The sequence below is a fragment of the Halalkalibacter lacteus genome (assembly GCF_036663595.1).
Lineage (GTDB): Bacteria > Bacillota > Bacilli > Bacillales > Bacillaceae_D > Halalkalibacter > Halalkalibacter lacteus.
In genome coordinates, this window is record NZ_JAWRVL010000030.1 from 1 (window position 1) to 24,073 (window position 24,073).

At 40.0% G+C, this 24,073-nt stretch carries 15 protein-coding genes; 11 read left to right on the forward strand and 4 right to left on the reverse strand.

Annotation, left to right across the window (positions count from 1 at the left end; genetic code table 11):
- Positions 1-335: 335 nt before the first annotated feature.
- From SAZ04_RS17730 to SAZ04_RS17750, 5 genes are all read left to right on the forward strand, one after another.
- Complete coding sequence (locus SAZ04_RS17730) at positions 336-1,262, forward strand: carbohydrate ABC transporter permease (protein WP_332697703.1); 927 nt, start codon at positions 336-338, stop codon at positions 1,260-1,262.
- A gap of 5 nt (positions 1,263-1,267) precedes the next feature.
- Positions 1,268-2,116: a carbohydrate ABC transporter permease gene (locus tag SAZ04_RS17735; RefSeq protein WP_332697705.1), complete on the forward strand. Its 849-nt coding sequence runs from the start codon at positions 1,268-1,270 to the stop codon at positions 2,114-2,116.
- Between the two features lie 26 nt (positions 2,117-2,142).
- Positions 2,143-2,829: a YesL family protein gene (locus tag SAZ04_RS17740; protein WP_332697707.1), complete on the forward strand. Its 687-nt coding sequence runs from the start codon at positions 2,143-2,145 to the stop codon at positions 2,827-2,829.
- Positions 2,830-2,855: 26 nt separating this feature from the next.
- Positions 2,856-4,349 (forward strand): glycoside hydrolase family 32 protein, encoded by a 1,494-nt coding sequence (locus SAZ04_RS17745; protein WP_332697709.1) that lies wholly within the window; start codon positions 2,856-2,858, stop codon positions 4,347-4,349.
- A 346-nt stretch (positions 4,350-4,695) separates the two neighbouring features.
- The gene (locus SAZ04_RS17750; RefSeq protein WP_332697711.1) at positions 4,696-10,332 is read left to right on the forward strand and encodes a GH32 C-terminal domain-containing protein; all 5,637 of its coding nucleotides are present in this window, start codon (positions 4,696-4,698) and stop codon (positions 10,330-10,332) included.
- Positions 10,333-10,551: 219 nt separating this feature from the next.
- Here the strand turns inward: SAZ04_RS17750 and SAZ04_RS17755 are convergent, their stop codons facing one another.
- Positions 10,552-11,076 carry a YsnF/AvaK domain-containing protein gene (locus SAZ04_RS17755; RefSeq protein ID WP_332697713.1) on the reverse strand — a complete coding sequence of 175 codons (525 nt, stop codon included), beginning with the start codon at positions 11,074-11,076 and terminating at the stop codon, positions 10,552-10,554.
- Between the two features lie 171 nt (positions 11,077-11,247).
- Positions 11,248-11,727 (reverse strand): YsnF/AvaK domain-containing protein, encoded by a 480-nt coding sequence (locus SAZ04_RS17760; protein ID WP_332697715.1) that lies wholly within the window; start codon positions 11,725-11,727, stop codon positions 11,248-11,250.
- A 288-nt stretch (positions 11,728-12,015) separates the two neighbouring features.
- On the opposite strand from SAZ04_RS17760, the gene SAZ04_RS17765 reads away from it, so the two are divergent.
- Together SAZ04_RS17765 and SAZ04_RS17770 are read left to right on the forward strand one after the other, a co-directional pair.
- Positions 12,016-12,858 (forward strand): SDR family oxidoreductase, encoded by an 843-nt coding sequence (locus tag SAZ04_RS17765; protein ID WP_332697718.1) that lies wholly within the window; start codon positions 12,016-12,018, stop codon positions 12,856-12,858.
- Positions 12,859-13,322: 464 nt separating this feature from the next.
- Positions 13,323-14,549 carry a dicarboxylate/amino acid:cation symporter gene (locus tag SAZ04_RS17770; protein ID WP_332697720.1) on the forward strand — a complete coding sequence of 409 codons (1,227 nt, stop codon included), beginning with the start codon at positions 13,323-13,325 and terminating at the stop codon, positions 14,547-14,549.
- A gap of 101 nt (positions 14,550-14,650) precedes the next feature.
- Here the strand turns inward: SAZ04_RS17770 and SAZ04_RS17775 are convergent, their stop codons facing one another.
- On the reverse strand, positions 14,651-15,820 hold the full coding sequence (locus tag SAZ04_RS17775) for an ROK family transcriptional regulator (protein WP_332697722.1): 1,170 nt from the start codon (positions 15,818-15,820) through the stop codon (positions 14,651-14,653).
- A gap of 185 nt (positions 15,821-16,005) precedes the next feature.
- Here SAZ04_RS17775 and xylA point away from each other — a divergent pair, with 185 nt between their 5' ends.
- The 3 genes from xylA (at position 16,006) to tkt (ending at position 21,210) form a co-directional block, all read left to right on the forward strand.
- Complete coding sequence (gene xylA, locus SAZ04_RS17780) at positions 16,006-17,337, forward strand: xylose isomerase (protein ID WP_332697724.1); 1,332 nt, start codon at positions 16,006-16,008, stop codon at positions 17,335-17,337.
- 146 nt (positions 17,338-17,483) lie between these two features.
- The gene (gene xylB, locus SAZ04_RS17785) at positions 17,484-18,983 is read left to right on the forward strand and encodes a xylulokinase (protein ID WP_332697726.1); all 1,500 of its coding nucleotides are present in this window, start codon (positions 17,484-17,486) and stop codon (positions 18,981-18,983) included.
- Between the two features lie 220 nt (positions 18,984-19,203).
- Positions 19,204-21,210, forward strand: a complete 2,007-nt coding sequence (gene tkt, locus SAZ04_RS17790) for a transketolase (RefSeq protein ID WP_332697728.1) — start codon at positions 19,204-19,206, stop codon at positions 21,208-21,210.
- A gap of 106 nt (positions 21,211-21,316) precedes the next feature.
- On the opposite strand, the gene SAZ04_RS17795 is transcribed toward tkt, so the two are convergent.
- A complete protein-coding gene (locus SAZ04_RS17795) occupies positions 21,317-22,123 on the reverse strand; it encodes a histidinol-phosphatase (RefSeq protein ID WP_332697755.1) in 807 nt (268 codons plus the stop codon).
- Positions 22,124-22,685: 562 nt separating this feature from the next.
- Here SAZ04_RS17795 and SAZ04_RS17800 point away from each other — a divergent pair.
- Positions 22,686-23,696 carry a LacI family DNA-binding transcriptional regulator gene (locus SAZ04_RS17800; protein ID WP_332697730.1) on the forward strand — a complete coding sequence of 337 codons (1,011 nt, stop codon included), beginning with the start codon at positions 22,686-22,688 and terminating at the stop codon, positions 23,694-23,696.
- The last annotated feature ends 377 nt before the right edge of the window (positions 23,697-24,073 follow it).

Below are 24,073 nucleotides of genomic sequence, written 5' to 3' on the forward strand. Positions count from 1 at the left end.
GCTTTTTACCTTTTTGAACAATCTCGGAGCAATGAGCGAAGCCGCTGCAATGTTTTAAGTGTTCTATGAGTGGGTTTCTCATAGAAGACGCGCAGCGAGTGAAGCCATTGCACATACAAAAAGGTCGCTTTTTACCTTTTTGAACAATCTCGGAGCAATGAGCGAAGCCGCTGCAATGTTTTAAGTGTTCTATGAGTGGGTTTTTCATAGAAGTCGCGGAGCGAGTGAAGCCATTGCACACCCAAAAGTCGTTTTACCTTTTTGAACACATACTATGAACTAGAGGCTCACCAAGCCTCTAGTTCTGCTAAATGCCAGATGTGGAGTGATGGTTAATGGAAACCAATAAAAAGTTGGAAATAAAAGGAAAATTGCGTTTTCGATTGAATTCTCAAAAGTCACAAGAAACAATCAATGGCTATTTGTTTTTACTACCTGCTTTACTTTTATTAGCAGTGTTTTTGCTTTATCCGATGGGAATGGCTTTTTATTATAGTTTTACAGATTTTTACTTGTTAAAACCAGATCAGAAACAATTTATTGGACTTGAAAACTTTACTTATATTTTCCAAGATACCGAGTTTAGACAAGCATTTAAAAATACAGCCTATTTTGCGCTATTAGTTGTACCAATTCAAATGGCTGTTGCTCTTGGGTTGGCATTGTTAATCAATCAAAAACTAAAGTGTAAAGTCTTTTTCCGTACAGCCTATTTCAGTCCAGTCGTTATGTCGTTAGTTGTTGTATCAATCTTGTGGACGTTTTTATATAACCCAAATGAGGGCTTAATTAACGAGTTGTTAGGTACATTTGGTATTTCGCCACAACCCTTTTTAACAAGTCCAAGTCAAGCGATGAATTCGATTATTGTCATGTCCGTTTGGCAAGGAGCTGGATTTCAAATGTTAATTTTCCTTGCGGGATTGCAAAATATTCCGAAATATTTATATGAGGCTGCTTCGATTGATGGGGCGACTCCGTGGCAACAATTTTGGAATGTTACATTTCCGGGTCTAAGAAATGTATCGATTTTCATTTTTGTTACGATTACAATTGCTGCTGTGAAATTATTGGTACAGCCTATGATTATGACACAAGGTGGACCACTAGGATCAACAAAAACACTAGTCTATCATATTTATGAAGTCGGCTTTAATTATCGAGATGTGGGGTACGCTTCGTCGATGGCCGTTGTTTTCACGATTTTAGTTTTAATTATAACCATCGTACAACGTAAGTTTATTGCTGAGGAGAGGGGGTAGGAGTAATGAAAAAGAGTAGATTAATCAGAAATACGATCCTTTACCTTTTTATGACATTATTAGCGTTCATCTTCTTATTCCCTCTTTTATGGATGCTAGCTTCTTCATTAAAAAATGAATTTCAAATCTTTCAAGATATCAGTTCGATTAAGGCATTTTTGCCACCTGCGCCTGGAGAAGGTGGTTACTTTGCGAATTACGTATTAGCATTTGAGCGAGTTGATTTGTTCCGTTATATGTTAAACAGTTTAATTTACACAATCGGAATTATTGTTTTTGGTTTAACGGTTAACTCAATGGCAGGTTATGCTCTTGCTCGATTTAACTTTCCGTTACGTCATTTTTGGTTAGCGGTCATTATTGCAACACTTATCATTCCGCCAGAAAGTATTTTCTTACCACTGTATGTTCTTGTTTATAACTTTGGGTGGGTGAACACTTATACCGGGTTGATTGTGCCGTTTATCGCAAATGCGTTTAGTATCTTTCTATTTAGACAGTTCTTTTTAGACTTTCCAAAAGAGATTGAGGAAGCAGCGAAAATTGATGGCTGTTCACAAATTGGAATCTTCTTAAAAATTATTGTGCCTCTTTCAAAACCAATATTTGCTACAGTAGCGATTTTCACCTTTATTAACCATTGGAATGATTTCTTATGGCCATTGGTTGTAGCGACGGAAGACCGGATGAGAACGATTCAAATTGGTCTGCAATATTTCATGAATCAACCACCAGTACAGTGGGGGCAAGTGATGGCCGCACTGACGGTTACGACGATTCCAATGTTATTAATCTTTATTTTCTTACAAAGATATTATATTCAAGGTTTAACGCATACAGGTTCGAAAAACTAATTTTAGATAAGTAAAGATGTAAGAGTGTGCAAAAAATCTATAAAGGAGTGACGGATATGCAAGTAGGTGGAATGACAGGCGGAATATACAAAGTCTGTGATTGGTTGATGAAACTAGCGATTGTAAATTTGCTATGGCTATCATTTACGTTACTCGGTCTGGGGCTATTTGGGATGTTCCCTGCAACGGTTGCGATGCTATCCGTCCTCAATCGATGGATCAACCAAGAGGAATTTAAAGTTGTGCCGTATTTCGTTCATGTGTGGAAAGAAACCTTTGTGAGAGCAAATATTATGATGGTGCTTACCGTTATTGTAGGTGCTGTGCTTGTTACGAATTTTATGATTGTTCAATCGATGGATGGAATCCTACATCTCTTTTTGAAATACGGATTGATTTGTACGTTTGTTCTTTATAGCATAGTTGTTCTTTATGTATTGCCTATTCTCTCGCACCATTCTCACGGGGGATGGCACACGATCAAGATGTCGTTTATAACTGGTACTTTGCATCCTGTTCGTACAGGGTTGTTACTGGGTGGATATGTTCTTTTATATCTAATCATTAGATCATTTCCAGGAGTGATCCCATTTTATAGTGTGAGCCTTATCGGGATCTGGACGACGGTGATTTTAGCGCCCGTTATGATGCGTGAAAAAGAAGAGAACAGTCAAGGAACGAAAGTAGAGAGAAACAAGATGGTAAGAACGTAGCAATGAAGGAAATCGGGAGGTGCCGTATGTTGCGACATGAGCAGGCAGTTGAGACAGCAAATAAATCTATTAATCAAGCAAAAGAAGAAGTTAGTTTGAATCATTGGAGACTAACGTATCATGTATCTTCACCAGCCTATTGGGTCAATGACCCGAATGGCTTTAGTTTTTACAATGGGGAATATCATTTGTTCTACCAACATCATCCCTTCTCTGCAGAGTGGGGACCGATGCATTGGGGCCATGCGAAAAGTAAAGACTTAACAAGTTGGGAGCATCTACCGGTTGCTCTTGCACCAAGTGAAGAGTATGACAAAGATGGTTGCTTTTCCGGGAGTGCAATTGAAAAAGACGGCAAACTTTATCTTATGTATACGGGGCATAAATGGACAGGTGATAACCACGATACAGATTTGGAGCAAGTTCAATGTCTTGCTGTAAGTGAAGATGGAGTGAATTTTGAAAAACTATCAAATAATCCAGTTATTACGAATGCGCCTGTTGGGGATATCCACCCAAATCATATTCGAGACCCGAAAGTTTGGAAGCATGGGGAATATTACTACTGTGTGATTGGAAATAAAACGAAGGACGAAGTTGGACAGGTTCTTATTTACCGATCACTAGATTTACTAGAGTGGGAATTTTTAAATATTGCAGCAAAAGGAGAAGGGAACTTTGGTTTCATGTGGGAATGTCCAGACATTTTCCATCTTGATGGTCATGATGTGTTAATGATGTCTCCACAAGGAATGGAGCCTGAGAATTACCTTTATCATAATCTTCATCAATCAGGTTATGTACTGGGCCAATTAGATTATGAAAGCGGAAAACTCGGCCATGGTAGCTTCTACCTTCTTGATTATGGGTTTGATTTTTACGCTCCACAATCTACCATTGATGACCAAGGCCGAAGAGTGATGGTTGCCTGGATGGCGATGTGGGAAAGTGAAATGCCTGAACAAGAGTATAACTGGGCTGGTGCTATGACGTTACCGCGTCAGTTAATCATTGAGGACGGACAAATTATTAGTAAGCCGCTACCAGAAGTTGAAAAGTTACGAAATGACCTAACGCAATATGAAGATGTTCTTTTGGAAGGTAAGCAAGAGCTTGAAGGAGTATTGGGTGATTGTCTTGAGCTTGACGTAACGATTGATGCAAAAGATGCTTCTCAGTTCGGTTTGAAGCTGCGAGTGAGCGAAGAACAAGACGAAGAAACGGTGGTTAGTTATGATCGTGCTGAAGGCTTTTTAACATTAGACCGAAACAAGTCGGGAAAAGGGTTAGATGGCATTCGTAAAGCACCAGTTGAGTTAAAAGATAACCAGCTTCAGTTGCGGATTTTCATGGATAAATCCTCTATTGAAATATTTGTTAATGGCGGAGAAAAAGTCATGACTTCAAGAATTTATCCTCGGGAATCCTCTACAGGTATTGAGTTTTTTGCAGAGGGTGCTGTGTCGATTACGAGTTTGCGGAAGTGGAGTTTAGTGAACAGTACTGAAAAAACACGATAAATAAGTAAGCAACCTTAGTTCGGTAAGCCACTGAACTAAGGTTTGTGTAACCGAAGTGTTTTTTTACAGTTGATAAATGTTTCCGATTAGAGCGTGTTTGAAAAGTGGGTGCAATGGCTCCGTTCGTTGCTTTAATTTTTAGTCAGAAAGGGGAAAAACTGCCCCTTTTTTGAACAAAATCTATTAGAATTATGGTGGATAGTGACAATAAATTTTTACTGAAATAGATTGCTGATAGTTAGCACTTTCATTTTTAATTTGCTAAGTATTTACGTAAGCGCTTACATAAATGTATTGAGGATGACGGTGTTTCTATAAATAAGATATAATTATGGAGGAGAAAGTTATGAAAATAAGGAAGTTTAGGAAGCTAATATTTCTATTTCTTACCATTCTATTGGTAAGTCAACCATTTTTAATGTATCCAGTTTCAGCTGAAACAGAAGTGCCTGAGGAGGTAGAAGTGCCAGAAGAAACAGAAGTACCAGAAGAAGAAGCAACTGACGATAATGAAACAGGTAAAGATAGTACTTTGACAGGTTACTATAATGAAGCTTTTAGACCGCAATTTCACTTCACACCAGAAAAAAATTGGATGAATGATCCAAATGGAATGGTGTATTTGGATGGAGAATATCATTTGTTCTATCAACATAATCCAAATGATAAAGTATGGGGTCCGATGTATTGGGGACATGCAATTAGTACAGATTTAGTCAATTGGGAGCATATGCCGATTGCCTTATATCCAGATGAATTAGGGTTTATTTGGTCGGGAAGTGCCGTTGTTGATGAGAATAATACAAGTGGATTCGGTGATGGTAGCCAACCACCGTTAGTAGCAATATTCACTTATGAGTTAGGTAATGATAACCAAACGGTTGGTTTAGCTTACAGTAACGATAAAGGACGAACATGGGAAAAGTATGAAGGAAATCCTGTGATTGATATGCCAGAAGAAACGAAAGTGACTAGTGGCGGAGATGGTGTATTCAGAGACCCGAAAGTATTTTGGAATGAGGACAAAAATGAGTGGGTCTTTGTTATAGCAACTGGAAAACAAGTTGACTTCTATACGTCACCAAACTTAAAAGAGTGGACAAAGGTAAGTCGCTTTGAAAATCCAGCGGTTAATGGAGACCTTGGAATATGGGAATGTGCCGATCTAATTAAGTTACCTGTAACAACTGAAAACGGAATAGAAGAAAAATGGGTTCTCATTACAAGTGTAGCGAATGGTCCAACTGGTGGACAAGGAATGGGTTACTTTATTGGAGAGTTCGATGGAGAGAACTTCACCCCAGATGAGGAAGAAATTAAGTGGTTCGACTATGGTGCAGATATTTATGCGGGTGTTACATGGAGTAACACACCAAATGATCGCCCGACGTTACTTGGCTGGATGAGTCCGCCAAAATATGCTGGGGATACACCTACTGATCCTTGGAGAAGTGCGATGACACTACCTCGAGAGCTAAGGTTAGAACAAACGGATGCAGGAATTCGTTTAGCTCAAGCTCCAGTGAACGAGTTAGAATCGTTACGTGGAGAAAAAGTGAGTTGGACGAATGAGACGGTAGAAAGTACAAATACTCTCCTATCAGGTGTTGCAGGGGATACGTTAGAGATCATTGCTGAAATTGATATGGAGCAAACGACTGCCAATGAAGTAGGCTTTAACGTAAGAAAAGGCGATACAGAGTATACAACGATTGGCTATCAAGATGATGTGAAAGAAGTATATGTTGATCGTAGAAATTCTGGATTAGTTGATTTCCATCCTAATTTTGCGGCGAAACACACAGCTTCTTTAAAAACAAATGAAGAGACGTTAAAACTGCATATTTTTGTAGATCGTTCTTCTGTTGAAGTGTTTATTAACGATGGTGAGGTTGTCTTTACGGAACAAATCTTCCCTGATCCAGAAAGTAAAGGATTGGAGTTATTTGCTGATAATGGAACGATTCACCTTAAAAATCTAGAAATCTATCAATTAAACAGTGCTGAATTTACACCTGGTTACAAAAATGACTTTAAACGAAGCTATGGTCATTTCCCTAGTGAAATTGATGTTGAGAGCTTACCGACTGACATTGAAAATGCAAGTTTTGAAACGGGGGATCTAACTGGTTGGGTGACGCATGGAAGTGCATTTAATGGGGTTGTAACGGACGAAACTCAATTTTGGGGTGGCCCGTTTAATCAAGAAGGAACGTACCATGTATGGGGTTTTGCAGGTGCAAATAATGAAGATCGTGCTGACATCCGTACAGGTGTAATGAAATCTAGTTTATTTAAGTTAGATGGAAATGGAACCGTTAACTTCCTAGTAGGAGGCGGACAAGACGAAAAGAACCTATACGTATCATTGGTTAAGGCTTCAACTGGAGAAGAGTTATTTAGAACAACTGGTAGAAATACAGAGCAATATCGTAGAGTGTCATGGAACGCTTCAGAACACTTAGGTGAAGCGGTGTTTATTAAAGTCGTTGATAGACATTCTGGTGGATTTGGTCACATTAATGTTGATGACTTTAACGTGTTAAATTCAAGTGAGGATGTTATTCCTAACGAGATTGAAAATTCAGGCTTTGAAACAGGAGATTTAACTGGATGGACGGTATTAGAGGGGACCTATGATGATGAAGATGTGACGTCAGAAGTAGATTACTGGCATCCTGAGCCGATTAATAAAGATGGCGACTATCACCTCTGGGGAAAAGATCATAAGACGGCTAAAATAAAGTCTAGTAACTTTGTTCTAGCTGGTACAGGTGAGATCAACTTTTTAATCGGTGGAGGTAATGATAGTGAAAATCAATATGTTGCCTTAATGAGAGCTTCTGATGATCAAGAATTAATGCGGCAAACAAATGAATGGTTTGATGATTCAGAGAACTACCACCGAGTAACGTGGGATGCTTCTGATTACATTGGACAAGAGCTTTATCTTTTAATCGTTGATAACGATGATTCTGGTGGTTGGTCACATATTAATGTCGATGACTTTAACGTGTTAAATCATGGTATCGTTTCTTATTGGCCTTTTAATGAAGGAGCGGGGACGACTACAAAAGACGAAGTCACTGAAATCGAAGATCATATTGACTATATATTTAATGATGCAGTAGATAAACCTTCATCAGAACCACTTTGGAGAGAGGGAATTGTTGGAAGTGGCTTGCTGTTTGACGGATATTCTACGTATGTTCAAAGAGAAGCAACGGATTTTGCAAAAGTGACAGATGCCCTTACCATTGAAGCTTGGGTTGCTCCAAGAGCATACGAATGGGGGAACGAAGGCAAAAAGTCCGTGATTGTGAACCAGCATGATGCAGGCAAAAATGAAGGCTTTGCTTTAGGAATGGGCAGACATGGTAGTTGGTCATTTGAGTTAGGTATGAACGGGGAATGGATTGAGCTTTGGGCAGATGAAGATAAGCCGTTAGAGAAGTTTAAGTGGTCCCATATCGTCGCAACATATGATAAGCAAAAGAGTGAGTTGACATTGTATTTAAATGGAGAAGCAGTAGGAACGACAAAAACGCCATTAAATGCAAATATTACGCCGTCAACAGAGCCGCTTATCATTGGGAAGCATAATCATCCGGCGGTGATTAATGGAACGTTTTCAGCGAATATGTTTAACGGATTAATGGATGAAGTGAAAATTGTTAATGATTCCTATAGCGCGGAGAAGGTTAGTGAGATTTATACTGATTATGTTAGCTCTTTTAAAAATGGCGAGCATCCAACTCCGAATTTAGCAATGGATCGTAGTCGTTTTGACGGAGATCGTCATCGACCGCAGTATCACTTTATTTCACCTGAACATTGGATGAATGAGCCACATGCGCCGTTTTATTTTAATGGGAAATACCATATCTTTTATCAGCATAACCCACAAGGACCGTACTGGAGTCATATTCATTGGGGACATGCTGTTAGTGATGATATGATCCACTGGGAAGATATGCCGGTTGCGCTTGCACCAGATGGAGGTTCTGTCTCACCTGATGGAGTATGGTCAGGGGATGCCACTTTTGATGCGGATGGTCTACCGGTGCTATTGTTTACAGCTGGAGATGATAGCAAAGTACCAAACCAAATGACAGGACTTGCTAGAAGTACATTTACTGAAGACGGTGATGTAAACTTACCAAATTGGGAAATGAATGATGAGCCTGTAACGGTTCAAGCAGAAGGTTTGCATGTAGATGAAGGAGAAGTTTGGTACGGACAATTTAGAGACCCATATGTTTGGCGTGACGGTGATACATGGTATCAGTTAGTCGGTTCTGGTATTCGAAATGGGGACAGTAGTGTAGGAGGAACAGCCCTTCTTTATACGTCAACAGACTTAGAAAATTGGACATACGAAAAGCCATTTTTTGTTGGTGATTACGCGAACTATCCGGAGACCGGACAAGTTTGGGAGCTGCCTGTTTTCTTACCGTTACAAGATGAAGACGGAAACGACACAGGGAAACATGTTCTATTTATCAATCCGTGGTTTGATGGCTATAGCCCGCACAATGTAAAATATGTATGGCATTGGATTGGAACGTGGGATAAAGAGAACTTAGAGTTTACTCCTGATCACACCGAGCCGAGAATTTTTGATAAGGGTGAGCATTTCACTGGTCCGAGTGGGTTTGTCGATCCTGATGGCCGTTCGATTTTATTTAGTATTGCTCAAGGAAAAAGATCGGAACAAGCGCAGCATGATGCTGGTTGGGCGCATAATGCCGGTTTACCATTAAGCCTTACGTTACGGGAGAATAATGAACTTGGAATTGAACCAATTGAAGAGGTACAAGAACTTCGAACGAAGCAGTTAGCTTCATTTAATAATAAGAATATCTCTAAAGCAAATGACCTCTTATCAGACGTTCAAGGAGATCTATTAGAGATTACTCTAGAAGTAGACAATCATAATGCAAGTGAATTTGGAATTAAAGTGAGACGTAGTGAAAATGGAGAAGAGGAAACGCTGATCTATTATGACTATGAGAATTCGATGTATTCGATTGATCGAAACAAGTCTAGTTTGGATCCTGATGTTCGTAAAGGGATTCAAGGAGATGTGATGGAATTAGATGGAGAAAATTTGAAACTCCACATTTATTTAGACCGATCAATGGTAGAGGCTTATGCGAATGGCTATAAGAGCATTACATCAAGAATTTATCCGACGCACTTCGATGCACTTGGATTGGAGTTATGGAGCGAAAATGGTGACATTACAGTCAAGTCAATGGAAGTGTGGGAACTCGGCTCTGCTTATGGAGAAACTGTACCAGCACATTGGCCAGATGTTGAAGAAGTTCCAGAGCATATTACCTTACCGAATCATGATTTGCAAACAGGAGATTTTTCTGGTTGGATCGTAGAAGGCAATGCTTTTACAGATGAGCATATTACGGATCGTTATGATTGGGGCTGGGGTGGTCCATTTAATCAAGCGCATATGGCTATTGACCCGAACCATTATCATTATTGGGGGTTCCATCCTGAACATGAGGGGGATGGTGCTACTGGAGTCATGAAGTCACAAAACTTTATTTTAGGTGGCAATGGTCAAATTGATTTCTTAGTATCAGGAGGAAACATTATTGATCAGCTTTATGTAGCATTAGTGAGAGCATCTGATGGTGAATATATCATGAAAGCAACAGGTCATAACTCTGAACAATATCGCAGAGTGCGCTTTGATGCATCTGAGTATATTGGAGAAGAGTTATATGTAAAAGTTGTTGACCAAGCAACAGGTGATTGGGGACATATCAATGTTGATAACGTAAATGTTCCAGTAGATCCTAGTACTGAATTTGATTTAACAGGGCTAGAAGAACAAGAAAAAGAAATGGAGGAAGGGAAGTCTGTTAACGTATTGCCAAATAGTAAGGTTTTATTAAAAAGCGGAACAATACGTATTCAATTACCAGTCGACCTTCCAAAAAGGAAAAGCGGTAAACGATAAAAGTGCTGATTAGGGTGGTGCCTGGCACGCCCCCGAAGTTTGTCGAAAGAGAGAACTTACCAATGTGGTAATAGTTCTCTCTTTTCATGCTGTGTGCTAGCTAGTGGTGAATCAATAAGAATGCAAAGAATCGATGTTGGTGTATATTTTCATTTTGTGCAAAACAGTAACAAACCATTATTATGATCTGAGGTGCTATAAAAACTGCAGTTTTTATTGTTATTGTTTTGAGTTAGTTTCATTTTCTTCTTCTTTTACATCTACGTCACCTTTAATGTCAAAGTGTGCGGTTTCTTTTTTTAACGTTTCTTTCACTTGTTCCATTTCTTGAATTTGACGTTTTGATATGGAAACCTCGTTTACTTGAACAGGGTGTTTCCTTATTTCTATTTCTTCTTCTTTCAGAGGAATTCGTAACTCTTCTTCACTACCCGCTTCGATAACCATTTCTTCACGTCTGATCGGGACCGTGAATGTTTTCTGTTCTTCAACGACTTCTTTATGAACCTTTACCTCACCCGTTTGTACTCTTTCTTTTTTTATATCCAGCTGCTCTTCGCGTATTTGGATGGTTTGTTCGGATCCATCTGACTTACCTAACGAATTGTTGTTTCTTGTAGCTACTAAAAAAAAACTAATTCCACCAACGATTGCTCCTAGAACAAGACCAAGTGCAATGGAAATATTCATTATCCAGCCAATGATCGCTCCAATACCCGCTCCAATAAGAATTAATTTTCCCATAGGACCTCCTAAAATAGACTTTTTATTATTATGTACAGCAATGTCAAAAGTATGAAAAAGCTGTTTAAAAAAGCCACTCATGACAGGTATAGCGGCAATGCTCATTTGAAAAGAGGATGATTCAAAAGGTCGGATCAGACCGTTGAATCATCCTCTAAGGACATTTCTGTCTTAGTCCTCGTTAATGATATCTGTGTCGCCATGTGCTTCAACATCTGCAACTTCTTTATGAAGGACATCACGTACTTGTTCTGTTTCTTGAACGGCGCGCTTATGAGCAGACACTTCACCAGTGACAACCGTATGCTTATCAACATCGACCGTCTCTGCAGTAACGGGTATGTGAACCGTCTCTTCTTCAGTAATTGGTTCAGCCGTTGGCTCATGATCAACGGCTCTTCTTTCGATGATGACTTGATCATGTGAAACAGGAACATTGACTACTTTTTCTTCCTCGACAATATCTTTATGAAGTACGACATCGCCAGTTTCCTCGCTGTGTTTGTGGATATCTAATTCTTCTTGACGAAGGTCAAGATGAGCATCCTCTGCGGCAAATTCGGTATCGGGCTCTCGATCTACCCCACGCACCTCTTTTCGATTTTCCTTGCGAGTTTCTTCTTCTTCATTGAACAAATCAAAAAAGCCCATGGTGAAAAACCTCCTAGGAAATGTGATTGGATCGTCTTACAGGTAATAATGTGTCCTCTGTGAGTAAAATTATTCGTTAGAGAGAAAAAGCGTCTTTGTAAAAGACTGGGGTAAGGAGCAGTCTACAGCATTTTTTTGTTTAAATAGCTTTTTTTAGGGTGGGAATGAATAAGTTAGGTATTTTATAGTCTGGATTAAATAAGAAAAGGGTGTTATATGTAAATAAGAGGTTTAATGAAATTTTACATACTTGCCATTTGTGTATCTTGAAAAAATAGGGGGAATGACGTGAAACAAACAGCAATAATTACAGGAGCATCAAGTGGGTTTGGCTTACTGACAGCAATTGAATTTGCCAAACGTGGATATCATGTGCTTGCAACGATGCGTTTTGTTGAAAAAGCAGCACAATTTAATACGTTGGTCGATGATAAGAACTTGCTAAAGCGAATCGAAGCTTTTCCACTTGATGTAACGGATTCTAGTTCAATTTCGGCATTGAAAAAGAAAGTGGAATCAATAGAGCGAGTCGATGTGTTAGTGAACAATGCTGGGTTTGCCATTGGCGGATTTGCAGAAGAAGTGGACATAGAGGAATATCGCCGGCAATTTGAAACAAATGTATTGGGTGTAATGGCAGTTTCTCAGACGGTTCTACCGATTATGCGTAAACAGAGAACGGGAACGATCCTAAATATGAGTAGTGTAAGTGGGAAAATTGCGTTTCCAGGTTTATCGCCTTATGCCGCGTCCAAGCATGCGTTAGAAGGATATACGGAAAGTCTACGATTAGAAATGAAGCCATTTGGAATCCAAGTGGCACTTGTTGAGCCAGGCTCTTATAAAACGAATATATGGACTTCTGGCATGAAAGTGTCGGAACGCTCACTAGGGGAAAATTCTCCTTATTATGATTATATGAGAACGATTACGGATACATTAGAATCTGGTAAGAATAAGCACGGTGATCCAAAAGAGGTAGCGATGCTCGTTTGTGATCTAGCTTCGGTGAAAAATCTGAAGCAATTACGCTATCCGATTGGAAGAGGGTTGAAAATGACATTGCTTATCAAGAAGTGGCTGCCATGGCAACTTTGGGAAAAGGTTGTGTTGAAGAAACTGAAAATCTAAGCGCTATCAGAATTTCTTACCCATTGTTTGATTAAACGAGAATAAAGTTAGTTTCTGATTTGTTTTTTCATTATAGAGAAGAGGTCAGGTGCTAAATAAAACTGACAAACATTCGTTAAATTATATGACAGTGGGCTTGAAAAATAAAATGTTTCCTTCTAATATGTTCTTTATGTTCTTGAACTAGTTAAGGAAGAGAACAAGTGAAAAACTCATCATCAGTTGTAGGAGTTAAACGTTGAAATACATAGGAATTGCTTCTATTTAGCCAAGGTCTGTGAAAGTTCTTAAATGTAAAATGGATGTAATACATAAATTTATGGCCAAAAATGGTTTAATGTTTCCGTTATGTACAAAGAGGGTATACGTGTTAACTAACAAAATGCACTTTAGCTAAAATAATGAACGTTTACCTTCTACCTGATGATGAATGAAAATTAGAAATCATGAGAGGAGAATGTCAGGTGAGTTTAACGAAAAAAATTATGATCGCTCTGATACTCGGGGTAGGGGTTGGAATCGGTTTTAATATCTTAGCACCAGGTCTCTTTGTACCTGTTGATGCGTATTTTCTAACTCCTTTAGGACAGCTGTTCTTAAAGGTTATTACGATGCTAGTCGTACCGCTTGTGTTCTTTTCCATTGTGCTTGGAACAGCGGGCATGGGTGACACGAAGAAGTTAGGAAGAATTGGGACGAAGACCGTTGGTTTTTATCTCGTATCAACGATGCTGGCACTTTGTATTGCCTTTGCCGTCGCTCTTGTCATTCAGCCTGGACAAGAAGGGTTGATGGGAGAAAGTGGAGAGGAGTTTGTCGCACAAGATCCGCCACCGGTTATGGAGACGTTGCTAAACATCATTCCAACAAACCCAATTCAAGCAATGGCATCAGGGGAGATGCTGCAAATCATTGCCTTTGCGGTATTCGTCGGGATTGGGCTTGCAGCGCTTGGCGACAAAACGAGTGGTGTAACTAGGCTAATGGAGCAAGGAAATGACATTATGATGTACCTTGTCACAATCGCGATGAAGCTTGCGCCATACGGGGCGTTTGCACTGATTGCGTCTGCCTTAGGAGAGCAAGGGCTAGATGCTTTATCATCGATGGGCATGTATATGTTCTGTGTCATCTTAGCACTACTTATACATGCAGCTGTTGTGTACTCAGGCACTGCTTATTTCTTAGGGAAAATGAGTCCGGTGAAATTTTTTAAAGGATTTTTCCCGGCAATGACGGTGGCTTTTAGTACATCGAGTAGTAACGCAACCCTGCCACTTTCGATGAAAACAGCTCAAGAAAACTTAGGAGTCTCCAAACCAATCTCAGGGTTTGTGCAGCCGCTTGGAGCAACGATTAATATGGACGGTACAGCGATTATGCAAGCTGTTGCGACGGTGTTTATTGCTCAAGTGTTTGCGGTGCAGCTATCGATGGGTGACTTAGTAACAGTCGTGTTAACAGCAACGCTTGCTAGTATTGGAACAGCTGGTGTCCCTGGTGTCGGGATGATTATGCTTGCGATGGTGCTGCAATCTGTTGGACTGCCGGTAGAAGGAATTGCCCTTGTCCTTGCCGTTGACCGTCTTCTCGATATGCTTCGCACGTCTGTTAACATTACAGGTGACGCTGCATGTGCAGTGTTCGTTGAGCGCAGTGAAGGCGGAAAAGAGAAGGTCGAAACAGCTTAGGTGCCTGGTACGCCCCGAAGTTTGTCGAATGAAAAAAGGTCTGCTTCCTAGCACCATTTGAGATGTGTTAGGTGGCAGACCTTTTGTTTTGAGTGAGCATATCACAATTCTGTATACATTTCCGTATCAATAAAGTTCTCAATCGCATAAGCAGAAATGCCGAGGGCTGAGGAGTGACTTGCTAAGTCGGAAAAGGTAATTTGTAAGTTTGATTGATTATGTTTAAGCGTGCGGTCTTCTACGACTTGAAGGATCGGGTTAAGCAGCAAATTCTCTGCCAACGCTAAACGGTTGCCGATAATGATTTGTTGAGGGTTAAAGGAATTAATAATATTGTTAATTCCGATTCCGAGTTTTTCACCAACTTGTTTAAAAATTGCTTTTATTTCATCGTTTGCACCTGCTTGTGTAATCAGTTCTTCTAATGTCTGCTCCGGTTGTACAGCTGTGAGGTCCTTTGTTGCTTGTTCTAATAACGCTTTTTCAGATGCGTATAATTCCCAACAACCTCTACTGCCACAGCTACATGGTTCTCCATTTACTTCGATGATCATATGACCCATTTCACCAGCAAACCCTTCAGCTCCTCGGTATAGTTCATTGTTTAACATAAAACCAACACCAATCCCCATTCCGGCACTAATGTAAATAAGATTTTCAAAGTCTTTTCCGGCTCCAAATCGTTTTTCACCATAAGCTCCAGCATTGGCTTCGTTGTCAATTGTGACTGGAAGGGCAAAATCTTTTTCAATATCCTGTTTAAGGGAAATGTTTTTCCATCCTAAGTTCGGAGCATGGAGGATTTTACCATCCTTTGTTACGATCCCTGGAACGCCGATGCCGATCCCAACGACACCGTAAGGGCTTTCTGGTGCTAAATGACGCAAAAACTGAATGACTTCTTTCAGCAAAATAAGTATGTCTTCATACGTCTTTTTTGTAATCGTAATCATTTTTTCCTCGATGATCGTTCCACATAAATCCGTTAACACACCTAAAATGTAATTAACCCCCAAATCGATTCCAATTGAGTATCCAGCTCGTTCATTAAACAACAACATGACTGGACGTCTGCCACCACTAGATTCTCCAGGTCCTGTTTCATAGCATAAGTTCGCCTTTAATAGTTCGTTTACGATCGTAGAAACGGTTCCTTTCGTTAGTCCAATGTGCTGAGAGATGTCGGCACGAGATAGAGGGGCACGTTCTATAATGGTTTTTAGAATGGAATGTTTGTTTTTCACCTTTACAACTTTCTGGTTCCATGACATAGACCTTTTATCCCTTCGTTATTACTAGGTTGTAGTTTGCTTCTTTTCTATATTTATAGTTATATCACAAATCTAAAAAAATATAAAACTTAGTTAGTTCGATGGACAAACTAAGTTTACGCTGATATAATGAAGGAGGGGTGAAAGCGATTCCAAATTCATCGTGACACATTGGAGGAATAAAAATGAGCTATTTTAGCAATGTAAACAAAGTGAAATTTGAAGGTCCTAATTCTACTAATCTATTTTCATATAAGTACTACAATCCAGAAGAGAAATTTAACGGTAAGACAATGGAAGAATATTTACGTTTCGCAGTGTCCTACTGGCACACATTTACGGGGGAAGGTGCAGATCCATTTGGCGCAGGTACTACGGTTCGCCCGTACGATCGTCTTACAGGAATGGACTTAGCAAAAGTACGTGTTGAAGCTTCATTCGAATTTTATGAAAAGCTTGGTGTTCCATACTTCGCTTTCCATGATTTTGACATTGCACCTGAGGCAGATTCACTTAGCCAAACGTTCAAAAACATTGATGAAATTGTAGCAATGATGAAAGAATACATGAAAACGAGCAACACAAAGCTTCTATGGAACACAGCAAATATGTTCACGCACCCACGCTGGTTATCAGGGGCAGCAACATCGCCAAATGCAGATATCTTTGCTTATGCAGCTGCGAAAGTAAAGAAAGGCTTAGAAGTTGGGAAAGAGCTTGGTGCTGAAAACTATGTATTCTGGGGCGGACGTGAAGGATATGAAACACTTCTAAATACAGATATGGGTCTTGAGCTAGACAACTTAGCACGTTTCTTCCATATGGCCAAAGACTATGCTAATGTAATTGGATTTGACGCTCAGTTCTTAATCGAACCTAAGCCAAAAGAGCCAACAACTCATCAATATGACTTTGATGTAGCAACATCTCTATCATTTTTACAAAAATATGATCTTCAAGATCACTTCAAGTTCAACATTGAAGCAAACCATGCAACATTAGCTGGTCATACGTTTGAACATGAATTACATTTAGCACGTATTAACGGCATGTTAGGATCAGTTGATGCGAACCAAGGTGACACATTACTTGGCTGGGATACAGATGAATTCCCGACAGATCTTTACTCTACTACACTCGCAATGTATGAAATCTTGAAAAATGGCGGACTTGGAACAGGTGGATTGAACTTTGATGCGAAAGTACGTCGTGGTTCATTTGATACAGATGACCTATTCCACGCTCACATTGCTGGTATGGATGCATTCGCGATCGGTGCAAAAGTCGCTCAACGTCTCCTTGAAGACAAAGTATTAGAAGACTTTGTTGCAGATCGCTACAGCAGCTACACAAAAGGCATCGGTCTTGAGATTGTTGAAGGAAAAACGGACTTCCATAAGTTAGAGAAGTATGCACTTGAGCTTGGCGAAATCAAAAACAAATCTGGTAGACAAGAAAAACTAAAAGCAACGATCAACAAGTATCTATTAGAAGCTTATGCGACTGTAAACGGGTAAGTGGTTTTACAAAGGGCCATTTTCGAGGCCAATGAAAAAGGTTGCTTTTTAACTTTTTCATTGGCCTCCCATTTTCCCTTTTTGTAAAATCCGAAGCGACGGCTCCACTCATTGCTTCAAAAGACTTTTTTAAAGGAGAGACCTAAATGAAATATGTAATTGGTGTGGACCTTGGCACAAGTGCTGTTAAAGTCTTGCTCATGAATAACAAAGGTGAAGTGTGCTTGGAGGTTTCAAAATCCTATCCGCTAATCCAAGAAAAATCTGGCTATAGCGAACAGGATCCAACAGAGTGGGTTGGAAAGACGACTGAAGCGTTAACGGAACTTGTTAGGCAATTTGACGGTGACGCAGAAAGCATTGAAGGGATTAGCTTTTCAGGGCAGATGCATGGTCTTGTCTTATTAGACGCGGAACAAAATGTGTTGCGCAATGCGATTCTTTGGAATGATACGAGAACAACGGAACAATGTGAGCATATTTATGACGTGGTTGGCGAAGAGCGTTTGCTTGAGATTACGAAAAATCCAGCGTTAGAAGGCTTTACCTTGCCGAAATTGCTGTGGGTGAAGCAATATGAGCCAGATGTTTTGGCACGTGCTTCTGTGTTTATGTTACCGAAAGACTATTTACGCTTTAAAATGACCGGCGCGATTCATATGGAATACTCGGATGCGGCTGGTACATTAATGCTAAATGTCGAAGAGAAAAAGTGGAGTGAGGAACTTTGTGAGATTGTCGGAATAGATTCCAAGCTTTGCCCGCCTCTTGTTGGTTCTCATGAGTTTGTCGGACATATTACGGTACAATTTGCAGATGAAACAGGCTTAGCACCGTCTACGAAAGTATTTGCCGGTGGGGCAGACAATGCTTGTGGAGCAATCGGCTCTGGTATTTTATCAGAAGGGAAAACGCTTTGCAGTATTGGAACATCAGGGGTTGTCCTCTCTTATGAGGAACGCAACAATCGTGATTTCCAAGGGAAAGTTCATTACTTTAATCATTGCGAAGAACATGCTTTCTACACGATGGGCGTTACCCTAGCTGCTGGATACAGCTTAAGCTGGTTTAAAGATACGTTTGCAAAAGATGAGCAGTTTGAAACGTTGCTAGAAGGATTGGACAATGTACCAATTGGAGCAAAGGGCCTGTTGTTTACACCTTATTTGGTCGGAGAACGAACACCTCATGCTGATTCTATGATTCGTGCTAGCTTTATCGGGATGGACGCATCGCATAAGCGCATTGACTTTGCACGTGCTGTTATTGAAGGTATTACGTTCTCCCTCCATGAGTCAATTGAGATTTTTCGGGAAAGTGGGAAGACGATTGATACGATCATTTCCATTGGTGGCGGAGCGAAAAATAACACGTGGCTGCAAATCCAAGCTGATGTCTTTAATGCAACTATTGTCAAATTATCAAGTGAGCAAGGACCTGCTGTCGGAGCGGCGATGCTTGCAGCGTACGGAAGCGGTTGGTATGACTCGTTACAACAATGTGCGGATGTGTTTATTCAAGAGGAAAAAACATACACACCAATACGAGAGAATGTCGCGCGTTACAACGAATTATTCCAATTGTATAAAGACGTCTACTCACAAACAAAGAGATTGAATGAAGGATTAAAGAGTTTTCGTACATAGTGCCTGGCAGCCCCGGTTTTTGTCGAAAGTTGAAGAGTGTTGGAGGAGTGAGAGGTTTCTCACTCCTAAAATCGAAAATTCGTTGGTATATTACCAGAATAAATGATAAAATCAGAAATTAGCTGATATATCGACGGAAAATTTGATAAAATTGAAAAGTCGAAATAAACTAACTCGTGTTTTATCTGTAATCTTACATATTCGAAAGGAAGTGTTTTTCTTGTCAACAGAACAACTAACAATCGAGCAATTAGCGGTTAATACGATTCGAACATTATCAATCGATAGTGTTGAGAAAGCAAATTCAGGTCATCCGGGTATGCCAATGGGTGCAGCGCCTATGGCTTTATCTCTTTATGGTCAATATATGAAGCATAATCCTCAGAATCCAGAGTGGTTCAACCGTGATCGTTTTGTCTTATCAGCAGGTCATGGATCGATCTTACTTTATAGCATTCTTCATTTATCAGGTTATGATGTTTCAATGGAAGATTTAAAGAATTTCCGTCAATGGGGAAGCAAAACGCCAGGGCATCCTGAATTTGGTCATACGCCAGGTGTCGATGCGACAACAGGTCCACTAGGTCAAGGATTTGCGATGGCGGTTGGAATGGCGATGACAGAAAGACATTTAGCGGCTACGTTTAACCGTGATGAGTTTAACGTTGTCGACCACTATACGTATGGTATTTGTGGTGACGGTGATTTAATGGAAGGTGTATCGGCTGAAGCGGCTTCCCTTGCGGCTCATTTAAAACTTGGTCGCCTCGTGATGTTATATGATTCAAATGATATTTCGTTAGATGGCGATCTAGATCAATCTTTCTCTGAAAGTGTGGAAGGCCGTTTTAAAGCATATGGATGGCATTATCTTCGCGTTGAGGATGGCAATAATCTTGATGAAATCAATCAAGCGATTGATTTAGCAAAACAAGATGAGCGTCCGACGTTAATCGAAGTAAGAACAACAATCGGCTTTGGTTCACCAAATAAAGGCGGAAAATCAGCTTCTCATGGTGCACCACTCGGTTCAGATGAGATTAAACTTGTCAAAGAAAACTATGGTTGGACTGCAACCGAAGAATTCCATGTTCCAAGTGATGTGAAAAGCTACTTCGAAAAGGTACAAGAAGCAGGTGCACAGCAAGAAGGCGAGTGGAATCAACTTATCGAACGTTATGAACAAGTGTTTCCTGAGCTAGGCGAACAGCTTGCACAAGCAATTAGCGGCGAGCTTCCAGTTGATTTTGATAGCGACGTTGCATCATATGAAGCTGGAGTGGACAAGGTAGCGACTCGTTCTTCTGGGGGAGATGCGCTTAATGCGTTTGCGAAAAAGGTTCCAACTATTTTTGGTGGTTCAGCAGATTTAGCTTCTTCAAATAAAACGATGTTAAAAGGCGAAACAAATTTTAGCAGAGACGATTACAGCGGTCGTAACGTATGGTTTGGTGTTCGTGAATTTGCGATGGCAGCAATGGTGAACGGTATGGCCCTTCACGGTGGAGTGAAACCATTTGGTGCAACATTCTTTGTGTTCTCTGATTACTTACGTCCGGCTGTTCGTTTATCAGCGTTAATGAAGCTTCCTGTGACGTTTGTCTTTACGCATGATAGTGTGGCGGTTGGAGAAGATGGGCCTACGCATGAGCCAGTAGAACAATTAGCGTCATTCCGTGCGATGCCAGGCGTTAATGTGATTCGCCCTGCTGATGGCAACGAAACGGTGGCAGCTTGGAAGGTTGCGTTAGAGTCCAAAGATGAGCCGACAATGCTTGTGTTAAGTCGTCAAGATTTGATGACAACAGCTCCGTCAGTGGATGTAGCGTACGCGGGCGTAAGCAAAGGGGCTTATGTGGTTTCAGAGGCGAAAGGGGAAGTAGCAGGTTTACTTCTTGCAACAGGTTCTGAAGTTCAGCTTGCAGTAGAGGCGCAAACGCAATTAGAAGCTGAAGGAATTTATGTTTCTGTTGTAAGTATGCCTAGCTGGAATAGCTTTGAAAAACAATCGCAAGAATACAAGAATTCTGTTATCCCGCCAAATGTAAAAGCGCGCGTAGGGATTGAAATGGGTTCATCGCTTGGATGGAGCAAATATGTCGGTGATCATGGTGAAGTGATTGCAATTGATCAATTCGGTGCATCGGCTCCAGCAAGTAAAATTTTAAGTGAGTACGGTTTTACAGTAGAGAATGTTGTTGCGAAAATGAAGGCTGTATTGAAGTAGAGGAAAAATCGGGAAGTGCCTGGCACCTCCCGAGAAAAAAGAAGCAGAACCCTTATCGTGAGAGGGGTTCTGCTTCTTTTTATCAGTTTCGACCTAGTCATGACTGTTACAACCGAACTACTTGTCGCTTTTTATCTACATAATAGACCATTTCGCGAAAGCCAATTTCCTTAAGCGTTTTCTGTACATCTACGTAATCTTCGCCGATCCGTTCAGGAACATGGGAATCCGATCCAAACGAGATATCCACTCCGAAATGCAAGGCGCGTTCTAAGATTTCGTTTGAAGGATACCAGCCTCCGCAGTCCTTCGTTTTGCCGGACGTATTGACCTCAATTGCCACGCCTTCACTGCTAATGATCTTTAAGGTTTCATCAATAATCGGGGTTTCAATTTGTGCAAACTCCGGGTAAAAGCCTTTCATCGCATCAATGTGTCCAAGTACTTGAAAGAGCCCACTCTTAGCTGAAGCTTGAATCAGTTTATAATAATCTTCCTTGTTCTTTATCCGATCAGCCTCGTGTAATCCATCCCATCGTCCTCGTTTAAAAATACTTGCGTCGTTTACCCAATGAACCGACCCAATCACAAAGTCAAATGGGTGCTTATTAATGTTTTCTCTATAAATGTTTTCATGTTCTGGGAAATAGTCACTCTCTAGGCTGAGCAGCACGTGTATCTTGTCTTTGTACTTTTCCTTAAGTGTTAACACTTCCTTCACATACGAATCCAACTCACTTTTAGCCATGGCGATACCGGGATGCAATTGATCTTCGTCACTGTAGAAGAAGGGCGAGTGATCGGAAATTGCAATGTAATGAAGCCCTTTTTCAACCGCTGCTTGAATATAATCTTCAATTTTCCCAACCGCATGCCCGCACCGATCGTGGTGGGTATGTAGATCAAATAGTATGTTTGTCAAATGACTCTTCCTCCTCTAGTTTAGTGTCTAACTCTTTTCTATTGTGCTATGAAATGAATAGATGAACAAGGTATATGAAGGGAATTTTGGATTTCTTTAGGGAAAATTACAAAATGCTGACTCAGTGAACTAACTTTGTAAAGTATTCTGACGATTTCTAGTAGAGGTAGACCCGTGATTACCAAGGGAGTAAGCGCATATGAGATTTGGCTTTAGTAGCACGGTTTCTTTCATTATTAGAGTTTTTTTATAGATTATGTACACAAGATGATTTTATTTGATTGGCTAAAACAAACAATTGTGAAAGATGGCCGATTGGTATACGTCGACAGCGAGTCGGATGGTGGAAATGGCGACAAATTACACGAAAGTGAATTATCGTAAAAGCCGCGTTAGGGAAAAATAGTTTCGGACCATGGGAATAATTTAAGTAAATAATGGCAAAAAGATCTTGTGAATTCTAATATATAAGAAAATTCTTGCAGTTTAAAAAATAAGGTGTTACAGTAATAATTACTAACGTTACGAAAGCGTTTTCTTAAAAGGTGATGAAATGAAACCAACAATTAAAGATGTTGCAATACACGCGAATGTCTCTATTTCCACTGTCTCAAGAATCATAAATAACCAACCTGGCTATTCAGAGGCAACAAAAGAAAAAGTAGAAAAAGTGATCAAAGAAATGGGTTTTCATCCGAATGGACTGGCAAGAGGGTTAATTCATAAAAAGACCCATACGATCGGCGTTCTTCTTCCAAATATAATCAGCTCTTTTTCTTCTAAACTGTTAAATGGAATCGAAGAAAGTGCCCATGAAAATCATTTTAGTACGATTGTTTGTAATACAGGGCCATTGGGGAACCGTACACTTGAGTACTTGAAAGTGTTAGGGGAAAAGAAAGTAGATGGTATCATTCTTACGAGTTCTCCTCTAAAAGAAGAATACTATAAAGAAATTAAAGCGTTAGACATACCCCTTATTCTATTATCATCGATGTCCTATCGCTATTCAGTCCCCTATGTAAAAGTCGATGATAAACAAGCAGCCTACCATGCAACAAGGTACCTCATTCAAAATGGACACACGAAAATAGCAATGATAAGTGGATCACAAGATGATGAACTCGCTGGAATGCCAAGGTATGAAGGTTTTATAAAAGCGTTAGGAGACCATGGTTTGTCAGTGAATGAAAACATCATTGTGTATGGAGATTTCGGTTTTCAATCCGGCAGAACAAGCATGGAACAATTATTACCATTCCGCGATGAGTTTACAGCCATCTTTGTTGCTAGTGATGATATGGCGATGGGGGCGATCTCAGTCGCATCTGAACACAGCTTAAAGGTTCCTGACGATTTTTCCGTAATTGGCTATGATAACACCCACATTGCTGAAATGGCGATTCCTCCATTAACAACCGTAGCACAGCCGTTACGAGAGATGGGACAGGTTGCAATTGCAAAGCTAATCGAAATGATTAATAATCAGGAAACAATAGCAAGTGCCATTATGGCTCATGAAATCATTGAAAGAAAAACCGTTAAGAAAATAAAAAGCACCTAACTATTTGATAGGTGTATTCTTTTCTCGTTTTTACGAAAAGCTTTTCGTAAAAATTGGAGAGTATTTATATTGTTAATAGAATTATTCTATTTTAGAAAGCGGTTACTTTAATAATTAGGTAACAATTACACTTCCGCATCATTTGCATTGGTGCTAATCGGTATAAATGATAAAAAAATGAAGTAACAGAACAACCTAAAGCTGCTACTTCGAAGATTACATCATAGAAAAAACAAAAGAAACGAATAAAAAACAGCTTTTTACAGGTAAGATATTATTCTATAAAAGCTACGAAAACCTTTTCGTATAACGACGAATTTCTGCTTCATTTTAACTCTTTGAGTCTTTAAAGGAGGTGAGAGTTTTTCTTGCGGATT